General features: G+C 43.9%; 17 protein-coding genes, 1 tRNA gene and 2 riboswitches. Of the genes, 4 read left to right on the forward strand and 14 right to left on the reverse strand.

The features are described from left to right. Positions 1-85: 85 nt before the first annotated feature. Together AC4E8A_RS16245 and AC4E8A_RS16250 are read right to left on the reverse strand one after the other, a co-directional pair. Positions 86-2,650, reverse strand: coding sequence for a vitamin B12-dependent ribonucleotide reductase (locus AC4E8A_RS16245; protein ID WP_490194417.1), 2,565 nt, complete (start codon positions 2,648-2,650; stop codon positions 86-88). A gap of 372 nt (positions 2,651-3,022) precedes the next feature. Beyond that, complete coding sequence (locus tag AC4E8A_RS16250) at positions 3,023-3,859, reverse strand: lipoate--protein ligase family protein (RefSeq protein WP_490194419.1); 837 nt, start codon at positions 3,857-3,859, stop codon at positions 3,023-3,025. A 289-nt stretch (positions 3,860-4,148) separates the two neighbouring features. On the opposite strand from AC4E8A_RS16250, the gene AC4E8A_RS16255 reads away from it, so the two are divergent. After that, positions 4,149-4,463, forward strand: coding sequence for a rhodanese-like domain-containing protein (locus tag AC4E8A_RS16255; RefSeq protein ID WP_490198903.1), 315 nt, complete (start codon positions 4,149-4,151; stop codon positions 4,461-4,463). 380 nt (positions 4,464-4,843) lie between these two features. On the opposite strand, the gene gcvPB is transcribed toward AC4E8A_RS16255, so the two are convergent. From gcvPB to gcvT, 3 genes are read right to left on the reverse strand one after another with little or no spacing between them, the layout of a single operon-like run. Next, positions 4,844-6,307, reverse strand: coding sequence for an aminomethyl-transferring glycine dehydrogenase subunit GcvPB (gene gcvPB / locus AC4E8A_RS16260; RefSeq protein WP_490194421.1), 1,464 nt, complete (start codon positions 6,305-6,307; stop codon positions 4,844-4,846). Next, complete coding sequence (gene gcvPA / locus AC4E8A_RS16265; RefSeq protein WP_490194423.1) at positions 6,300-7,646, reverse strand: aminomethyl-transferring glycine dehydrogenase subunit GcvPA; 1,347 nt, start codon at positions 7,644-7,646, stop codon at positions 6,300-6,302. The genes gcvPB and gcvPA overlap by 8 nt, the downstream gene beginning before the upstream one ends. Positions 7,647-7,663: 17 nt before the next feature. Continuing rightward, a complete protein-coding gene (gene gcvT, locus AC4E8A_RS16270) occupies positions 7,664-8,770 on the reverse strand; it encodes a glycine cleavage system aminomethyltransferase GcvT (protein WP_490194425.1) in 1,107 nt (368 codons plus the stop codon). A gap of 121 nt (positions 8,771-8,891) precedes the next feature. Next, positions 8,892-8,972: riboswitch (glycine riboswitch) on the reverse strand. A 3-nt stretch (positions 8,973-8,975) separates the two neighbouring features. Beyond that, positions 8,976-9,067: riboswitch (glycine riboswitch) on the reverse strand. A 171-nt stretch (positions 9,068-9,238) separates the two neighbouring features. Here gcvT and AC4E8A_RS16275 point away from each other — a divergent pair. Further along, entirely contained in the window at positions 9,239-10,936 is a 1,698-nt protein-coding gene (locus tag AC4E8A_RS16275; protein WP_490194427.1) for a DEAD/DEAH box helicase, read from the forward strand. Next, entirely contained in the window at positions 10,905-11,690 is a 786-nt protein-coding gene (locus AC4E8A_RS16280) for a YqhG family protein (RefSeq protein WP_490194429.1), read from the forward strand. Before AC4E8A_RS16275 ends, AC4E8A_RS16280 begins: the two co-directional genes overlap by 32 nt. Before the next feature lie 52 nt (positions 11,691-11,742). On the opposite strand, the gene AC4E8A_RS16285 is transcribed toward AC4E8A_RS16280, so the two are convergent. The 9 genes from AC4E8A_RS16285 to comGA are packed head-to-tail and all read right to left on the reverse strand — an operon-like array spanning position 11,743 to position 16,403. After that, a complete protein-coding gene (locus AC4E8A_RS16285; RefSeq protein ID WP_490194430.1) occupies positions 11,743-11,961 on the reverse strand; it encodes a YqzE family protein in 219 nt (72 codons plus the stop codon). Continuing rightward, the gene (locus AC4E8A_RS16290; RefSeq protein ID WP_490194432.1) at positions 11,942-12,460 is read right to left on the reverse strand and encodes a shikimate kinase; all 519 of its coding nucleotides are present in this window, start codon (positions 12,458-12,460) and stop codon (positions 11,942-11,944) included. Before AC4E8A_RS16290 ends, AC4E8A_RS16285 begins: the two co-directional genes overlap by 20 nt. 8 nt (positions 12,461-12,468) lie before the next feature. Next, on the reverse strand, positions 12,469-12,822 hold the full coding sequence (gene comGG, locus AC4E8A_RS16295) for a competence type IV pilus minor pilin ComGG (RefSeq protein ID WP_490194434.1): 354 nt from the start codon (positions 12,820-12,822) through the stop codon (positions 12,469-12,471). Further along, positions 12,812-13,228 (reverse strand): competence type IV pilus minor pilin ComGF, encoded by a 417-nt coding sequence (gene comGF / locus AC4E8A_RS16300; RefSeq protein ID WP_490194436.1) that lies wholly within the window; start codon positions 13,226-13,228, stop codon positions 12,812-12,814. The genes comGG and comGF overlap by 11 nt, the downstream gene beginning before the upstream one ends. Continuing rightward, the gene (locus tag AC4E8A_RS16305) at positions 13,225-13,548 is read right to left on the reverse strand and encodes a hypothetical protein (protein WP_490194438.1); all 324 of its coding nucleotides are present in this window, start codon (positions 13,546-13,548) and stop codon (positions 13,225-13,227) included. Before AC4E8A_RS16305 ends, comGF begins: the two co-directional genes overlap by 4 nt. After that, entirely contained in the window at positions 13,535-13,978 is a 444-nt protein-coding gene (gene comGD, locus AC4E8A_RS16310; protein WP_490194440.1) for a competence type IV pilus minor pilin ComGD, read from the reverse strand. The genes AC4E8A_RS16305 and comGD overlap by 14 nt, the downstream gene beginning before the upstream one ends. After that, positions 13,968-14,276: a competence type IV pilus major pilin ComGC gene (comGC, locus tag AC4E8A_RS16315; RefSeq protein WP_490194442.1), complete on the reverse strand. Its 309-nt coding sequence runs from the start codon at positions 14,274-14,276 to the stop codon at positions 13,968-13,970. The genes comGD and comGC overlap by 11 nt, the downstream gene beginning before the upstream one ends. Before the next feature lie 28 nt (positions 14,277-14,304). Beyond that, positions 14,305-15,330, reverse strand: coding sequence for a competence type IV pilus assembly protein ComGB (gene comGB, locus AC4E8A_RS16320; RefSeq protein ID WP_490194444.1), 1,026 nt, complete (start codon positions 15,328-15,330; stop codon positions 14,305-14,307). Further along, entirely contained in the window at positions 15,327-16,403 is a 1,077-nt protein-coding gene (gene comGA / locus AC4E8A_RS16325; protein ID WP_490194445.1) for a competence type IV pilus ATPase ComGA, read from the reverse strand. Before comGA ends, comGB begins: the two co-directional genes overlap by 4 nt. A 106-nt stretch (positions 16,404-16,509) precedes the next feature. Between comGA and AC4E8A_RS16330 the strand changes: the two genes are divergently transcribed. Beyond that, positions 16,510-16,581, forward strand: a tRNA-Gln gene (locus AC4E8A_RS16330). Positions 16,582-17,546: the final 965 nt, after the last annotated feature.

A 17,546-nucleotide genomic window follows, 5' to 3' on the forward strand; every position in this document is an offset into this window, starting at 1 on the left:
AAAGGGACTGTCCCTTCTCTCGCTTTAACGCACTAAAGTGGAAAATCAAAAAAAGAAGGAGAAAAATTCTCCTTCATCTGTAGATTTATAATCCGCATTTCAGCTGAGCACCGCAGTTTGTACATGTGTTGCATCCGCCCATGTCTTTTACCGTCCCTTTGCGGCAGACCGGACATGTATTACCGACTTCAGAACCAATGGTAACATCTGTTGAACGTACATCCTGTATGGTGTCTACGAGCACTACCGGCTTCTTGCCTTGTGCTGCCGGCTGTTCAGTTTCTTCTTCATCGAAACTGTTTTCTTCTGCTTTCAAGGTCAGAACCTGTGAATCACGGCTTCCATCTACATAGACAGTACCGCCTTTCGCTCCTCCTTTATACAATCTTTCATAAACGCCTTGCACCTGATCTACCGTGTAGCCTCTAGGAGCATTGACTGTTTTAGAAATCGAACTGTCAATCCAGCGCTGGATGACGCATTGTACATCTGCATGAGCTTCAGGAGCAAGTTCCATCGAGGATACGAACCATTCCGGAAGGGCGTCCGCATCAACTTCAGGATGGCGGCCAAGGTATTCTTGAACAATTTCAGCCTTTACTTCTATGAATTTACCAAGACGGCCGCTTCTGTAATAAGTAAATGAGAAGTATGGCTCAAGCCCGGTTGCCACCCCTACCATTGTGCCGGTGCTTCCAGTTGGAGCAACTGTCAGCAGGTGAGAGTTTCGTATTCCGTCCGCCAGAATGGACTGCCTGACATCTTCCGGCATTTTGCTCATATACCCAGTATTGATGAATGCCTCTCTCAGTCGGTTTGTCTCATCCGCGTTTTCCCCTTGAAGGAACGGAAAGCTTCCTTTTTCCTTCGATAACTCTACAGAAGCACGGTAAGCCGTCACAGCAATCGTTTCAAAAACCTCATCCACCAGCTTATTGCCTTCGTCTGATCCATATTCTTTTTCACAGTAAATCAATAAGTCAGCAAGCCCCATGACACCTAAGCCAACCCGGCGCTCACCAAGTGCCTGCTTTTGATTCTGTTCAAGGAAGTAAGGAGTTGCATCGATGACGTTATCCTGCATACGCACTCCGACTTCGACGGTCTTCTTCAATTTTTCAAAATCAACGGTCTTGTTCTCTTTATCTGCAAATTCAGCAAGGTTGACTGCTGCAAGATTGCAGACGGAGAATGGTGCTAATGGCTGTTCACCGCACGGGTTCGTTGCAACCACTTTTTGTCCGTACGCTTTAGCATTCGTCTGGTCATTGGCATTGTCGATAAAGAAAATGCCCGGTTCCGCAGAGTATGTTGCACAGACATTGATCAGGTTCCATAACTCTTTCGCACGCATTTTTCTGTAAGTACGGACTTTGTATCCCATTTCTTCCCACTCGCGGACGTCACCGACTTCATGCCAGTTTTCATTATAGAATTTCATTTCCTCTTCATCATACTTTTCTACATCAGGAAAGCACAGGCTGTATTCTTCATCTTTTTCTACCGCTTCCATGAAGTCGCTTGTCAGGCAGACGGAAATGTTGGCGCCAGTAAGGAACTCCGAGTTATGAACCGAGTAGGTACCGCCGGTCCTTAACTTTTCTTCTGCATCTTTAATGATCTTATCAGTGAAGCCGCCAAGGCCTGGAATCTGCTTGTAGTTGATGATTCCTTGATACATATCCTTTTCCTGTTCGGTAAGCGGTGTGAATTTCAATTTATCTTTTGCTGCTTTTTTAATTTGCTCATCTTGTGTATTTTCAAGAAGATAACGCAGAATCCGAGGATTTTGCATCTTCGAGATGATGAACTCGATGATATCCGGATGCCAATCTGCCAGCATGATCATTTGTGCTCCACGTCTTGATCCACCTTGCTCCACAAGATGTGTCAACTTTGCGATATCATCCAGCCACGATACAGATCCGGATGATTTCCCGTTGACGCCCCTTGCCAATGTGTTTCTCGGTCTCAAAGTCGATCCGTTCGTTCCGACGCCACCGCCGCGGCTCATAATTTCCATTACTTGTTTGCGGTGGTCGGAGATTCCGTCCCTTGAATCCTTCACAAATGGCATGACATAACAGTTAAAATAAGTAACGTCCGTATCTGCTCCTGCTCCGTACAATACTCGTCCGGCAGGAACGAAATTCATATTAACAAGTTCATGGTAAAACTTTTCGAACCATTCATGGCGTTTTTCTTCTGTCGTCTCGACACTAGCAAGTCCTGTCGCATTTCTCTTGGCAATTTGCTCATAGTAGATTTCAAGCGGTTTTTCAATGACATCCAACGACCGTTTAACAATCGCAGTTTTAGCTTCCTCTGGGTTATCGATCGAGCTTCTATATTCTTCATCAATCAATACCTCTGCCTGCTTAGTCTCCCAGTCAAGACTCTTTATGAAGCCGAGGCCCCTTGCAGGGAATTTGGGGTCTTCCTTAATCGTTAATACGACGAAATCTCCCTCAGTGAGTGTGATCTTTTCGGTGTCTTTAAATGAGTAACGGTCAATCATGACGAGGCGGGATACACCTTTATGGGTAATGTGCATATCCGGGGTAATTGGATGGACCTGCGGAAACAAACCGATTGCTTTATTCAAACTCTCTCTGTTAACTTTCATTTCTTGTTTCGATACGACAGACATAGATACAACTCCTTAAACTACTATATTGAAAATTTTTATGATTCTATCATGGTTGGTAAATTCAAAAATAAACTTATCACAGCTAAATTTGAAAATCAACCAATATACACTATATATAGTGTATAAAATATTTTTCGACACACTATATGTTGTGTTTAGTTCATGATAAATCATTTTTGTCAAACGGAAAATAGGCTATAAAAAGGAGAAATCAGAAGGGAACAATAGATTAGCAGGCGTGAATCAACAAAACCCGACAATTTTCAAGGTTGAAAAAAATCTACACTTCTTCAGCCATTGGTAAAAAGCAAAAAAGCGACTCTCATCGCTTTTTTTGAAAATAAAAAAAGTATATTCACTTCTATAATAAAATTATCTTTTAAAATTCCAGTCGTCGGATTCGTATCTTCTTTTTGCAAGGCTTTCTACATATTGTGTTTCTTCTGCTGATAATGCATACGGCTCAAGCTCAATACCCAGCCCCTGCTCAAATCCTTGCTTGAAGGCGGCTTTTGCCATTTCCAGAGTCACTTTTTCTTTACTGATTTCATTCACCGCGACCGCCTTGCTTTTGAAAGCGCGCTGCATCCTTTCTTTCACCCGGTCATTGGGATATTTGAACAAGCTGAATAATTTATCTTCGTCCAAATCCAGCAAGATCGAGCCATGCTGTAAAATGACACCTTTCTGCCTTGTTTGGGCACTGCCGGCTACCTTTCGGCCTTCCACTACAAGCTCATACCAGCTTGGAGCATCAAAACAAACAGCTGAACGAGGATTTTTCAAGCCTTGTTTCTCTTCTTCCGTTCTTGGAACCGCAAAGTAGGCTTCTAGCCCAAGCGCCCTGAACCCCTTCAAGATGCCTTCCGATATCACCCGGTAGGCTTCTGTGACGGTTTTGGGCATTTCAGGATGCTCTTCAGTGACAATCACACTATATGTAAGTTCATGTTCATGCAGGACACCTCTTCCGCCTGTCGGCCGCCGAACAAAGCCCAGTCCATGTTCCTTCACAGCATCCATATTGATTTCTTTTTCAACTTTTTGAAAGTATCCTACCGATAATGTTGCAGGATCCCATCCATAAAATCGGATGACCGGCGGAATTTTCCCTTCACTGTGCCAGTCCAGCAATGCTTCATCCAAGGCCATGTTATAAGATGGAGAACAGTTCCCCGAGTCAATGTACCACCATACTTCCTTCGTCATACTGCATACCCTCTTTTACTCTTTATAAGTCGATTTCTAGTCTATCAAAGTCTCTCAAAAAAACAAAGAAGAAACACCTTCCACTAATCTTCCGGCCCAATGAAAAAGAATTCTTGTCCTGCCCATTTTTCAACTATATAATAAGATTAGATTTCTTTTGATTCTGCAATAGAGAGAGAATATAATAGAGATTAGTGAAGCTTGAAAGGGGTTTGAAGTTTTGACAGGTTTATATTTTTTATTAATTGTTCTAGGTGCCATCGTTGTGTATTCAATCCTTACGTTTTTCATGCAGAAACGTATTGTCAATAACCTGACGGAGGATGAATTCCGTGCAGGATATCGTAAAGCCCAGCTGATCGATGTAAGGGAACCGAACGAGTTCGAAGCTGGCCATATCTTAGGGGCCAGAAATATCCCATTGTCCCAGATGAAACAAAGACAGCAGGAAATCCGAAATGACCAGCCTGTTTACCTGTACTGCCAAAGCGGCATGCGCAGCGGAAGAGCCGCCCAAATGCTCCGTCGCAAAGGCTACAGAGACCTTCATCAACTGCAGGGCGGTTTCAAAAAGTGGTCTGGAAAAGTTAAGAAGAAAAAATGACTTTAGAGAGCCGAATCTTAAACTGATTCGGCTTTTTTCCTTTATGAAGCCATTTCCCCTTCGTTGGAAATCCCTCATTCCCCAGCCTTGATATCAACTCGTCCTGGCAGGGATCTTATTGTTTCATCAAGGACCCACGCAAAGTGCACAAAGATTACGCCAGGCCGAGCCAGCGAAAACTACTGTCGGATAATCGTATGTGCCAGGAACCAGCCGGTTAGAGATCCAGATGGCATCCCCGCTGCTCAAAAGAATACTGACACTGCAATGGAATTCACCACCTGCTCCCACTTCCCCAATCGGAATCTTCTCCTGCTTCTTCTATTCAAAACCTAAATATCACAAAAAGGATGCCCCTTCTAGGACATCCTTTTGCACGATTAAACTTCTTTTATATAACGCAGCACAGGTTTGCGTGCAGCCAATGTTTCATCAAGACGCTTGATGACAGTGGTGTGAGGCGCTTCCTGAACGATCTCAGGATTCTCTTCCGTTTCTTTAGCAATTTGAATCATTGCATCGATGAACGCATCGATCGTTTCCTTTGATTCTGTCTCAGTAGGCTCTATCATCATGCACTCTTCTACATTCAATGGGAAGTAGATGGTTGGCGGATGGTAGCCGAAGTCAAGCAGGCGCTTGGCGATATCCAGCGTACGTACACCCAATTTCTTCTGGCGCTTGCCGCTGATGACAAACTCATGTTTGCAGTGACGGTCATACGGCAGGTCGAAATGAGGAGCAAGTCTTCTCATCATGTAGTTTGCATTGATGACTGCATTTTCCGTTACTGCTTTTAAGCCGTCAGGACCCATTGTACGGATATAAGTGTAGGCACGGACATTGATTCCGAAGTTGCCATAGTATGGCTTCACCCGGCCGATCGACTGCGGACGGTCATAATCAAATAGATACTCCTCATCACGCTTTACAAGGACAGGTTTAGGTAGATATGGCATCAAATCCGATTTGACTCCGACTGGACCGCTTCCCGGACCGCCTCCGCCGTGAGGACCTGTAAATGTTTTGTGAAGGTTAAGGTGAACTACATCAAAGCCCATGTCCCCTGGACGCGCTTTTGACATAACGGCGTTTAAGTTTGCTCCGTCATAATAAAGCTTACCACCGGCCTCGTGGATAATGGCAGCCATTTCAAGGATATTTTCCTCAAAAAGCCCCAGGGTGTTAGGGTTTGTCAGCATTAATGCTGCAGTGTCGTCACCAACTACGCGCTTCAGGTCTTCCATGTCAACAAGACCATTTTCATCAGACTTCACTGTCACTGTTTCAAAACCGGCAACAGTTGCGGAAGCAGGGTTTGTACCATGGGCAGAGTCCGGTACAATAACTTTTGTACGGTGGGTATCACCATTTGCTTCATGATAAGCACGAATCATCATCAAACCAGTCCACTCACCATGAGCTCCTGCAGCCGGCTGAAGAGTCACTTCATCCATGCCTGTTATTTCTTTCAGGTGCTCCTGCAAATCGTACATCAATTCCAATGCACCCTGAACTCCTTCTGTTTCCTGAAGAGGATGAAGATGTGCGAAACCATTGAACCTTGCTACATTTTCATTGATTTTCGGATTGTATTTCATCGTACAAGAACCCAGTGGATAGAAACCTGAATCCACTCCATGATTCCGCTTTGACAACGCCGTGTAATGGCGCATGATATCCAGTTCAGATACTTCTGGCAGTTCAGGCGCTTCGTCACGTGTATACTCTGCCGGAATCAATTCTGACAAGTCAACTTGCGGAACATCAATCTCAGGCAGGCTGTAGCCTGTACGTCCTTCTTTTGATAATTCAAAAATGAGAGGCTGATCGTTCTTAAGCATGATAATCCCCCAATTCTTTAGCAAATGTATCGATTTCTTCTTTTGTACGAAGTTCTGTAACCGCTACAAGCATATGATGAGTCAAATCAGAATCCACAAGGCCGAGATCGTATCCTCCGATGATTCCTTTTTGCAGCAATTTTGAATTGATTTCTTTTACAGGACGATTTGTTTTAATGACAAATTCATTGAAGGAAGATCCTTCAAATGCCGCCTCTACACCGTTTTGCTTAAGGACTTCTTTTGCATAGTGCGCTTTTTGGATATTCTGGACAGCCATTTCCTTTACTCCGCTCTTGCCTAAAGCTGTCATGGCAACAGAAGCAGCCAATGCATTCAGTGCTTGATTGGAGCAGATGTTGGAAGTGGCTTTGTCACGTCGGATATGCTGTTCACGTGCTTGAAGGGTCAAAACGAATCCGCGCTGCCCATCCTCATCAACCGTCTGGCCGACCAGGCGTCCCGGTACTTTACGCATCAGTTTTTTCGTTACAGCAAAATAACCACAGTGAGGTCCGCCAAATGCAGTTGGAATTCCAAACGGCTGGGCATCCCCGATAACGATATCGGCTCCAAGCTTTCCAGGAGGTGTCAGTACCCCAAGCGCCAATGGGTTGGAGGATACGACAAACATCGCTTTCTTGTCGTGGACGATGCTTTCCAGCTTGGCCAGTTCTTCAATCCTTCCAAAGAAGTTAGGGTATTGGACGATGACGGCTGCAATTTCATCAGACATCAACTCTTCCAGCGCCTTCTCATCAGTCACTCCATCGTTATGAGGTATCTCCACAACTTCGATATACTGACCTTTTGCATAAGAGCGTAAAACCTCGCGCGATTCAGGATGGACCGTACTGGAAACAAGAACTTTCTTCCTTCTCGTCTGCCCTGCACTCAGCATGGCCGCTTCTGCTAGTGCCGTCCCCCCGTCATACATGGAAGAGTTGGCTACATCCATACCAGTCAATTCACAAATCATTGTTTGGAATTCGAAAATTGCCTGCAATTCACCTTGAGAGATTTCAGGCTGATATGGTGTATAAGCCGTATAAAATTCAGAGCGGGATAATACGTGATCAACAATGACAGGCATGTAGTGATCGTAAACACCCGCACCAAGGAATGAAGAATTCGAACGCAGATCGGCATTCTTGGCAGCCATCTGACTTAATTCCATCATCAATGTTGTTTCAGCTTTCGCTTTCTTAATGTTGTATTCACCTTTGAATCTTACTTTTTCAGGAATGTCTTCGAACAGCTCATCTACAGAGCTTACTCCGATAGCTTCCAGCATTTCCCTTTGGTCTTGATCTGTCATTGGTAAATAACGATGCTTCATAAGGAATCCCCTCCCTGCTACTTCTTTGGTCTTTTATAAAATGGTGTAGGTACAACTTTCGCTTTCAGCTTCTTATTGCGGATTTCAACGAATACTTCCGTATCAAGTAAGCTATGCTCCGCCTTGATCAACGCAAGGCCGATATTCTTCTTTAAGGTTGGCGACTGCGTTCCGGTCGTTACCTCTCCGATTTCTTCATCATTCAAGAATACCTTATAGCCGTGGCGCGGAATGCCGCGTTCAAGCATTTCAATACCAACCAGCTTCCTTGGCGCCCCCTCTTTCTTCTGCTTCTTCAGTGTGTCTTTTCCAAGAAAGTCAGCTTCTTTATCAACTTTTACAGCAAAGCCGATTCCGGCTTCAATTGGAGTAATGTCGGCTGACAACTCCTGGCCATAAAGGGCAAGGTTCGCTTCGAAACGAAGGGTATCCCGGGCACCAAGGCCGCATGGGAGGATTCCCTCGGGCTCCCCTGCTTTCAATATGTCCTTCCATAGAGCTGCAGCACTTCCTGCAGGACAATAAATCTCAAAGCCATCTTCCCCGGTGTAGCCTGTTCTGGATACAAGGGCTTTGATTCCGTTTAGTTCCAGTTCATCTTGAAACTTAAAAAATCCGATATCACTTAAAGTGCTCTTGCCTGCAAGCTTTTGCAGAATTTCTTCTGCTAGAGGGCCTTGAATGGCCAACTGGGCATAATCTTCGGATAGGTTCTTTAATTCAACATTTTCAACCACATGATCTTGCAGCCATCTATAATCTTTCTCTATGTTTGCTGCATTTACAACCAGGAGGTAATGGTTGTCCTCAAACTTATAAACCAGCAGATCGTCGACTGTCCCACCATTTTCATAACACATGGCAGTGTACTGAGCACCGCCGTTCTTGATCCGTGAGATATCATTCGTCATCATTTTCTGAAGGTAGTCCAGAGACCCGCTTCCTTTGACTTCAACTTCTCCCATATGTGATACATCAAATAAACCAGCTTTGGTACGAACCGCTTCATGCTCTTCTTTAATGCTTGAGAATTGAACCGGCAGCTCCCAGCCGCCAAAATCAATGCATTTTCCGCCGTTATCTTTGTAGACGTCGAATAAAGGCGTACGTTTCAGTTGTGCCATTGTATTTCCCCCTTTGCTGATATCTTCATTCTATGAACCTTCTTTACTAGTCCCGACCGTTAAACAAGAGATGCCATTCGAACACACAAAAAAGGACAGAGCACCCCCTTGTTAAGAGATCCTCTGTCCTTTCACCTGAAAGTTTAACCATCTGATGGCTTTCTTCTTGGGTGGCTTCGTATAACTGAAACACTCTCCAGAGATGCGTCCGGCAAGAGTCTTTTTGCCTGAGAGATTCACAAAGAATTGCTTGCTCCTTCGGCGCTGTCATCCAACAGTCTCTCCTCTTGCTTTCATTCGCCAATATTCATTGAATAAATTGGTCATACTAACAATATAAAGAATTCTGCTCGAAATAGAATGTTCGCTTTTTTACAAATTTCTAAACTTTAAAAATCTACTTACATCCTATCATTAATAACACATATTCGGCAATCATTTTTATGATGAAAAATAAGGAGTGTTTTCATGAACGTTGAAGTATTGTTTGATGACAGCTGGAGTGATGAATTAGACTCACATATCGAGAAAGACGGACCATGGGCTGATTGGGATCTGTTCAAACTGGCAGTCGAGGTGGAAGAGCATACTGTGATTCCGAACTTTGAAGGCCTCCAGGCACCGAAACATTTGTCTAACTTAACGCCGCTGCCGCATCAGCTCGAAGTAGCAAAACAAGTTGTCGAATCTATGAACGGCAAGGCGATACTGGCAGATGAAGTGGGGCTTGGGAAAACGATAGAAGCCGGGCTTATATTAAAAGAATACATGATTCGGGGGCTAGTAAGGAAAGTACTGATCCTCGTTCCAGCTTCACTGGTGTCGCAATGGGCCATTGAATTGAACTCGAAATTCTTCATTCCTGCTGTGGCACAGAAAAAAAGTTATGTATGGGATCAATGTGATATTGTCATTTCTTCTATCGACACAGCCAAAAGAAGCCCACACAGGGAAAAGGTATATGAACAAAACTATGACCTTGTCATTATCGACGAAGCGCATAAACTTAAAAATCACAAAACCAAGAATTATGAGTTTGTCCAAAACCTTAAGAAGAAATTTTGTTTGCTGCTGACCGCCACCCCTATCCAAAATCGTGTAGAGGAGATTTTTCACCTTGTATCCCTACTGAAGCCCGGGCACCTTGGTAACGAATCGGCTTTTTCGGAAAAATATAAGAAAGGGGCACGGTCTGTCGGGAACGATGCCCATCTGAAAGAATTGGTCAATAAGGTAATGATCCGGAACCGCAGAAGCGATACAGGAATCGAATGGACGAAGCGCCATGTTAAGACCGTCCTCATTGATTTCACGGAAGAGGAAAGGGCTTTGTATGACAGCTTTTCAATCTTGAAGGGACCTTATGATGAATGGGTATCGAGTTCATTCTCTCTCCTGACACTCCAAAGAGAAGCCTGCAGCAGCCGGGAAGCCGTTTTTTATACTTTGAAAAATATGCTCGAACGTGCAAGTGAACCCTCACCCCTTCTGACTAACAGCGTAAATGCTTTGATGAAGAAGGTCGAGCTGGTCCAATCGAATTCCAAGGCCCAACAAGCCTTAAAGATCATTCAATCCGTCAATGATAAGGTGATTATATTTACAGAGTACAGGGCAACCCAGCTCTACCTTCAATGGTTCCTCAAACAAAATGGCATTACTTCAGTGCCATTCCGGGGAGGGTTCAAACGCGGAAAGAAAGATTGGATGCGGGAATTGTTTAAAAATCATGCTCAGGTCTTGATTGCAACCGAAGCTGGAGGGGAAGGAATCAACCTTCAATTCTGCCACCATATCATCAATTTTGACCTGCCATGGAATCCGATGAAGCTGGAACAGCGAATCGGCAGGGTCCACAGGCTGGGGCAGACTGAGGACGTCCACATCTATAATTTTGCCACTCGGGACACAGTCGAAGAACACATCTTGAAACTTCTCTATGAAAAAATAAATCTGTTTGAAAAGGTAATCGGCCAGCTTGATGATATCCTGACGAAGCTTGATTTTGGCAGGTTTGAGGATCATATAGATGATATCTTCACCCGTTCACGTTCCGAGGGGGAGATGAAAATCAAGATGGATAACCTAACGGCCATGATTCAATTTGCAGAAAATATGAAGGAGGAACAGCGAAATGCAGCAAGCCGAAATTCATCAATTTCTTGAGCGCTACTTCACCGCCAATCAATGTGAAATCGTCGAAAATTCCCCTGGGTGTATGAATGTACAATTGACCATCGATATGGACAAGGAATTGATGAACAGGCCATTTTACTGGCATTACCTTGAGAAGACAGGCGGGGTCCCCAATCCAATGAAGCTTTGTTTAATAACCAATCCGGAAATAGCACCTGAAAATATAAAAGGTGAAGTCCTGCATTTCGGGTCACCAAGGCTGCATCAGTTATTCAGCTCCGCAAGAAAGCTTGCAAGCTATACACGTCTGTATGAGAACAAAACAGCGATACCAGGAAGGCAAACACCATTACAGCCCTGGCTTGGTTTGAATATTAAAGTTTCGCACCAATGCGATCTCAAAAAGGATCTGCTCAAATCAATTGGCCTGAATCTTATCAATGGAATGATGAAAGAAGAATTCCACCGTGAACTGATGGAAAAGACCCTAACACCCAAAATACCGGATTTCTCCTTCACTTTGACACCGATTATCAAACCAAGAAGCGGGATTGCCAGAATAAGGACTCAAATTCAGCAAGAATTGCAAACCCAGCCGACAGATTGGGCAGAGTCCGCACGGAAGAGATGGAAAGAGGACTTGGATTTGCTTGATCAATTTTATGACGGATTGGAGGAAAAGCCTGAATCGTATTATGTTGAGAAACAGGCACTCGCTGAACAGTACGAACCTAAAATAAAGGTGGAAATTATTAATGGGGGACTATTCTATCTCAGTCCATAAACTCTACAAAAACGAAAAACGGGATGGGAACCAAAGGAGTTTCCATCCCGTTTCATTTCCTCTTGAATAAGAGCATCAACGCATAAGGTATGACACCAAACCAACGAAACAGAAAAGCCGGTCTTTCATTCTTCCTTGTTTCTTTGATTGTCTTTCTTTCCTGAGGAGATTTTTCAAAATGCTGGACAACCGTCTGGGTCATATATTTCACATAATCATTGATTGACATAGAATCCACCATCCTTAAAGCTTCATCTATTAGTTTCACCATGAGAATCATTCTTTAAACTAGAAAGGATTTCTTTAACGATTTCATCAACAGTCAGTCCTGATGCCTCGACAGCGTAATCTGCAGCTGCTTTATAGACAGGCAGCCTTTCCTCAAATAAGACTTTCATTCCATTCAATCCTCTTTGGGTGACAAGCGGCCGTTCAACATCGCCCGCAATCCGTTGAACCAGTTTCTCAAAGGGGCAGTCCAACCAAATGACCTTCCCTTTTTCTTTCATTAAGTCACGATTGATTTTCCTGCCGGCTGATCCTCCACCGGTCATAATCACCATTCGTTCATCCTCTAGATTTTGAATGATCTCAGTTTCAATTTCTCTGAATCTTGTTTCACCATATTGCTCAAAGATCTCTTTAATAGTCATATTGAACTTCTTTTCAATCAAATCATCAGTATCTGCATAAGCGCATCGAAGTTCCTGTGCCAGGGCCTTTCCGACTGTGGTTTTCCCTGAACCCATAAATCCGACCAAAAAAATCATACTAATCCCTACTTCCAATCCAAAATATCTTTTGTGTCATTCTCAAATGTGACATTGACTGAAGTATAGTTCTTATCTTCTGTCTCAAGTGTCAGTATCAGCCTCGTTACTTCAGCATCTTTCTGTACCTCATATCGTACTATACCTTCCGTATAGGTAAAAGTACCAGTCACTGATTGATCTAGCGAAAGCTGCCTGTCTACTGCATCGACTATCAAGCTTTCCCTCTTATAACCTTGCTCCATTGTCTTCAGATAGGAATACCTGGATACAAAGATTGCCGATACCGATACCGACATCAGTAGGATCGATGCCGCCAATATCATCGCTAAAGGGAGAATATATCCTCTTTCATTGCCCATAAGTAAAGAACCTTCCTGTCTGCGATTCCCCTTCAGCCCCCATAAGTATTTCCACACCATTACGGACAGAATGCAGCTCCAATTCATCCAAGGGGCCAAGGACAATTTCATGACCTTTCTTGTTTACCCTTCTCCTCAAATGGTTTCCATATTTCTCATATAGAATTTCTTCACCATTCTTAGTGAACGTAATCGAGGAGTTTGTGACCCCGATATCCTCTGCCCCCCTGAATTCCAGCCTGAACTGATGGATGAACAGGTTCCATTCATAGTCTATTGACGGATCAAGCTTCCTTTCTATCATAGAAAATCCTGTTAATACCGCAGGAATAGAAGAAGCAACCACCAAAAAAATACTAAGAGTAAACAGCGCATGAAGAAGAGTATATCCCTCTTGATTTTTCACTCAATCTCCCTCTCTTTCAAGCAGCTGATTTGCTGATCTCCCGGATATATTTCATATTGGACGCAGGTTGTCCCTTCCGTCTTGATTACTTGATATACCGTCCCCTGCCTTTGATAGATACTGTTTTCAGCTTTACCTGAAAAGACTTCTTCTTCTAAATGTTCATAGAGCACCCTAGCTGCAGAAAGGGAATTCTCCTGTTTTTCCAACACAGATAACATTCCTATAACCATGGGAATAAACATTCCCATTACCATAAAGACAGCAGTGACAGCTACAAGAGCTTCAGCGGTTCCAAACCCTTTATCATTCTTGAACATAGAATCTTCCTTGTCCTATCTGGAATGAGACTTTTATTTGGTCCTCACCGGACATAAAATAAATGCTTCCGAATCTGTCGGTATTTCCATTAGGATAGAATGTAATGCTGTTTAGGGAATTGGATGTTTGTGAAATGCCTTCTGGCAGATTCCGCACTAACAAGTTCTTCCCTCCAATCACTTTCGCTGAATATTTGGCTTCATAGGGATAGAATTGAAGCATTACCCTTTCATTCTTGTTAAGGGCGTAGCTTTGAAGATAATACAGGTCGGCCTTCAATAGGGATATAAAGTTCTTTTTTGTGAGAGTTTCTTGAAGCGGAAGGATGCTGATTGAAGAAAGAAATAGAAGAGTGATTGAAATGGCCAGCACCAAAAGCATTTCAAGCATGGTGTTACCGCTTTGTGCCCCTCTGCCTTCACTCCACAATCGTGACGGCTCCCTCACCGTCTATGGCAAGCACCCTGCCATCAGGGCATTGCTGATATTCATCATTTAAATATCCGGCATCAGCCAGCTCCTGCAGGTCCTCCGGAATTTTTCGTTCTTCCATGCGATAAGCCTCAACCTGCCCCTCTACCATATTTTTAAATGCCTTACAGCCTTTGCTGTTAATGGATGTCCCCTGCTTTGTCACATTTGGAATGGTGATGAACAGTAATACTGAAATTACAAGCAGGACAATCATCATTTCGATCAATGTAAACCCTTTTTCATTTTTAAACAAAGATACTCCTCCTTTAATTTAAACTGCATCAGCCCATGGATTGCATGACCTGAAATAATGGAATCATGATAGAAAAGTAGATGATAAGGATAAACGCCCCTATAAACAAAAATACAGCCGGCTGGATGACGGCCAAAAGTTTCTTGCCGCTGAACTCCATGGTTTCCAAGCAGAATTCACTGTACGTAAAAAGTTCCCTGGGCAGTTCCCCCCGCCTTTCACCATGCCTTATCACCTCCAGTAATCCATCTGTAAATAAATCAAAGTATTCCACAGATTCAGGAAAGCTTTTGCCAATTCTTAAATCTTGGATCATCCGTTCAGCCATTTCTTTAAATAAAGGTCTGTATGCTTGGCTGCTGACTTCGGTCAATGCCTGGTTTATGGACATTCCGCTATTAAGAAGATAACTCATTTCACGGGAAAAAAATTGAGTGTAGAATAATCTCATATAATGGGAGAGTATGGGAAACCTAAGGAGAAACTGTGCTTTTTTTATGGGAGTATGGGACTGATATCGATAGAAGAAAGTGCTGGCTGTAAGTGTTGAAAAAATCAGGAATGCTGCTGCCAGGAGAGGCAGCCTGTCAATGAAGAAGAGGAAGAAACCTACACCACCACCAGGTGTATATCCAAGCGAAGAATAGAGAACCTGAAACTGAGGAAACAATACATTTTTCAAAAGTATCATTACACCTATTAGAATAAAAATCAACACAAGGGGATAGGTCATGACTTTCTTTAAAGCCTGCCGATCCTTTTTCCTCGCAGTAAGGTAGTCACCGGCGCTGATTAACGTCGCCGCCATATTTCCATGCTTTTCTGCAAAATATATCTGCGAGCATACGTGCAACGGCAATCCAGCGTACCTGAGGGTTTCTGAAAGACTTGCCCCGTCCTGAAGCTGTGAAAGAATGGTTGTCTTCAGTGTTTCCTTTCGTTGATAATGACCAATAAAGACAAACTCAATCGCTTCTGTTAAAGAATAGCCGTTTGCCAGAAGTTCACCGAGCCGCGTTAAGAATGTGCCTTGATCTTTAATGCCCCTCTTCATTCCAACTTCCATCTTTGCAATTCTTTAGTCGGAATATACCCTAACGCATATCCCTTTTTGAGCATTTGGGTCAGTGTGGGATATGCGTAGTCGGCCAACTCTCCTTTTGCTTCTCTCAAAACCTGATCCAGTGCTTTTCCGCTTAGAATTTCATAGATGGTGGCTCTTTTTTCTTCCGGCTCTCGGACACACGATTCAAAACATGCCTCTCCACAGACTGGACAAACCAGATTGATGAGCCTTTGGGCGGACACCGCAATCAGGCTTTGCTGGATTTCATGCCACTGAATACCTAATTCCATCAATCTGTACACCGCTCCCTTTGTATCTTTGGAATGAAGCGTTGAGAGTACTAAATGCCCTGTCAATGCCGCTCGAATGGCCACCTCAGCAGTTTCCTCATCACGTATCTCCCCCACCATGATTATATCAGGGTCATGTCTGAGAATTGCCCTCAGGCCGGCAGAGTAGGTTACCCCTGCTTTTTCATTAACTTGAACCTGTACCAATGAGTCGTTGAATTTTTCCACCGGGTCTTCCAATGTGACGACATTCCTTTGCATGGTTGATGAACAGTGCTCAACCAATGAATAGAGTGTCGTTGTTTTGCCGCTTCCAGTCGGCCCTGTGAATATGATTAATCCATGGGAGTTCATTAATAATGCAAGTAGTTTACGGGCAGAATCTGGATATAAGGCTAATTTTTCAATGGGAAGACTCTTTTGTTGAGGGAGTATGCGTATGACGAGGCTTTCTTTTAAGCTTGTTGTAGGTAATGTGGAGACTCTGAGGTCAAGCGGCTGGTTTGAGAGGCTGATGGTAAAAGATCCGCTTTGAGGCTTTCTCTTTTCCCCTATATCCATGGATGCCATGAATTTGAAGTGAGATATTAATCTTTCTCCTTCCGGAATTGGAATGCTTACATTTGGGGTGAGGATGCCATTGTTTCGATGCTGCATGAGGTAATCATCTTTACGGGGAAATAAGTGAATATCGGTGACATTCTTGGTTACTGCCTTTTTCAGTATAGAATCGGCTAAAGCTTCAATGGAATAATATATAAGCTGCACCACCTTTCAGTTATTCAGTAATACATTTCGACAAATTTTTATTTTCCCCTTCTTTTTTTTGCATATTTTTTATTTTTTTTTCCATACTAGTATTGTAACTGGTAATCGATGGGCTATAGCCAAGCGGTAAGGCATCGCACTTTGACTGCGACATGCGTTGGTTCGAATCCAGCTAGCCCAGTAAGAAAAGCGGAAGCGGCCGTTCAGCGCCGTACAAACTGGAGAGGCCATTCCTAAGATAAAGGAAAACACGAAGAGCAAAGCGATTCGATGTTGACTTATCGAAGGGAATGGCCTTGAAGTTTGCTAGGCGCTGGCCGCTGGAGCTGGACAAAGAAAAGCGGAAGCGGCCGTTCAGCGCCGTACAAACTGGAGAGGCCATTTCTAAGATAAAGGAAAACACGAAGAGCAAAGCGATTCGATGTTGACTTATCGAAGGGAATGGCCTTGAAGTTTGCTAGGCGCTGGCCGCTGGAGCTGGACAAAGAAAAGCGGAAGCGGCCGTTCAGCGCCGTACAAACTGGAGAGGCCATTCCTAAGATAAAGGAAAACACGAAGAGCAAAGCGATTCGATGTTGACTTATCGAAGGGAATGGCCTTGAAGTTTGCTAGGCGCTGGCCGCTGGAGCTGGACAAAGAAAAGCGGAAGCGGCCGTTCAGCGCCGTACAAACTGGAGAGGCCATTCCTAAGATAAAGGAAAACACGAAGAGCAAAGCGATTCGATGTTGACTTATCGAAGGGAATGGCCTTGAAGTTTGCTAGGCGCTGGCCGCTGGAGCTGGACAAAGAAAAGCGGAAGCGGCCGTTCAGCGCCGTACAAACTGGAGAGGCCATTCCTAAGATAAAGGAAAACACGAAGAGCAAAGCGATTCGATGTTGACTTATCGAAGGGAATGGCCTTGAAGTTTGCTAGGCGCTGGCCGCTGGAGCTGGACAAAGAAAAGCGGAAGCGGCCGTTCAGCGCCGTACGGATTGGAGGACTTCCGCATGAGATATAGGAATCACGAAGAGCGCTAGCGAATCGATGATGACTTATCGCAAGGAGGAAGACCGAAATCCGCTAGGCGCTGGCTGCTGGAGCTCGACAAAGAAAAGCGGAAGCAACCGCCTATAAATGAAACGAGAAGACGATGCGATTGCATCAT

The sequence above is a fragment of the Bacillus sp. SRL337 genome (assembly GCF_984799155.1).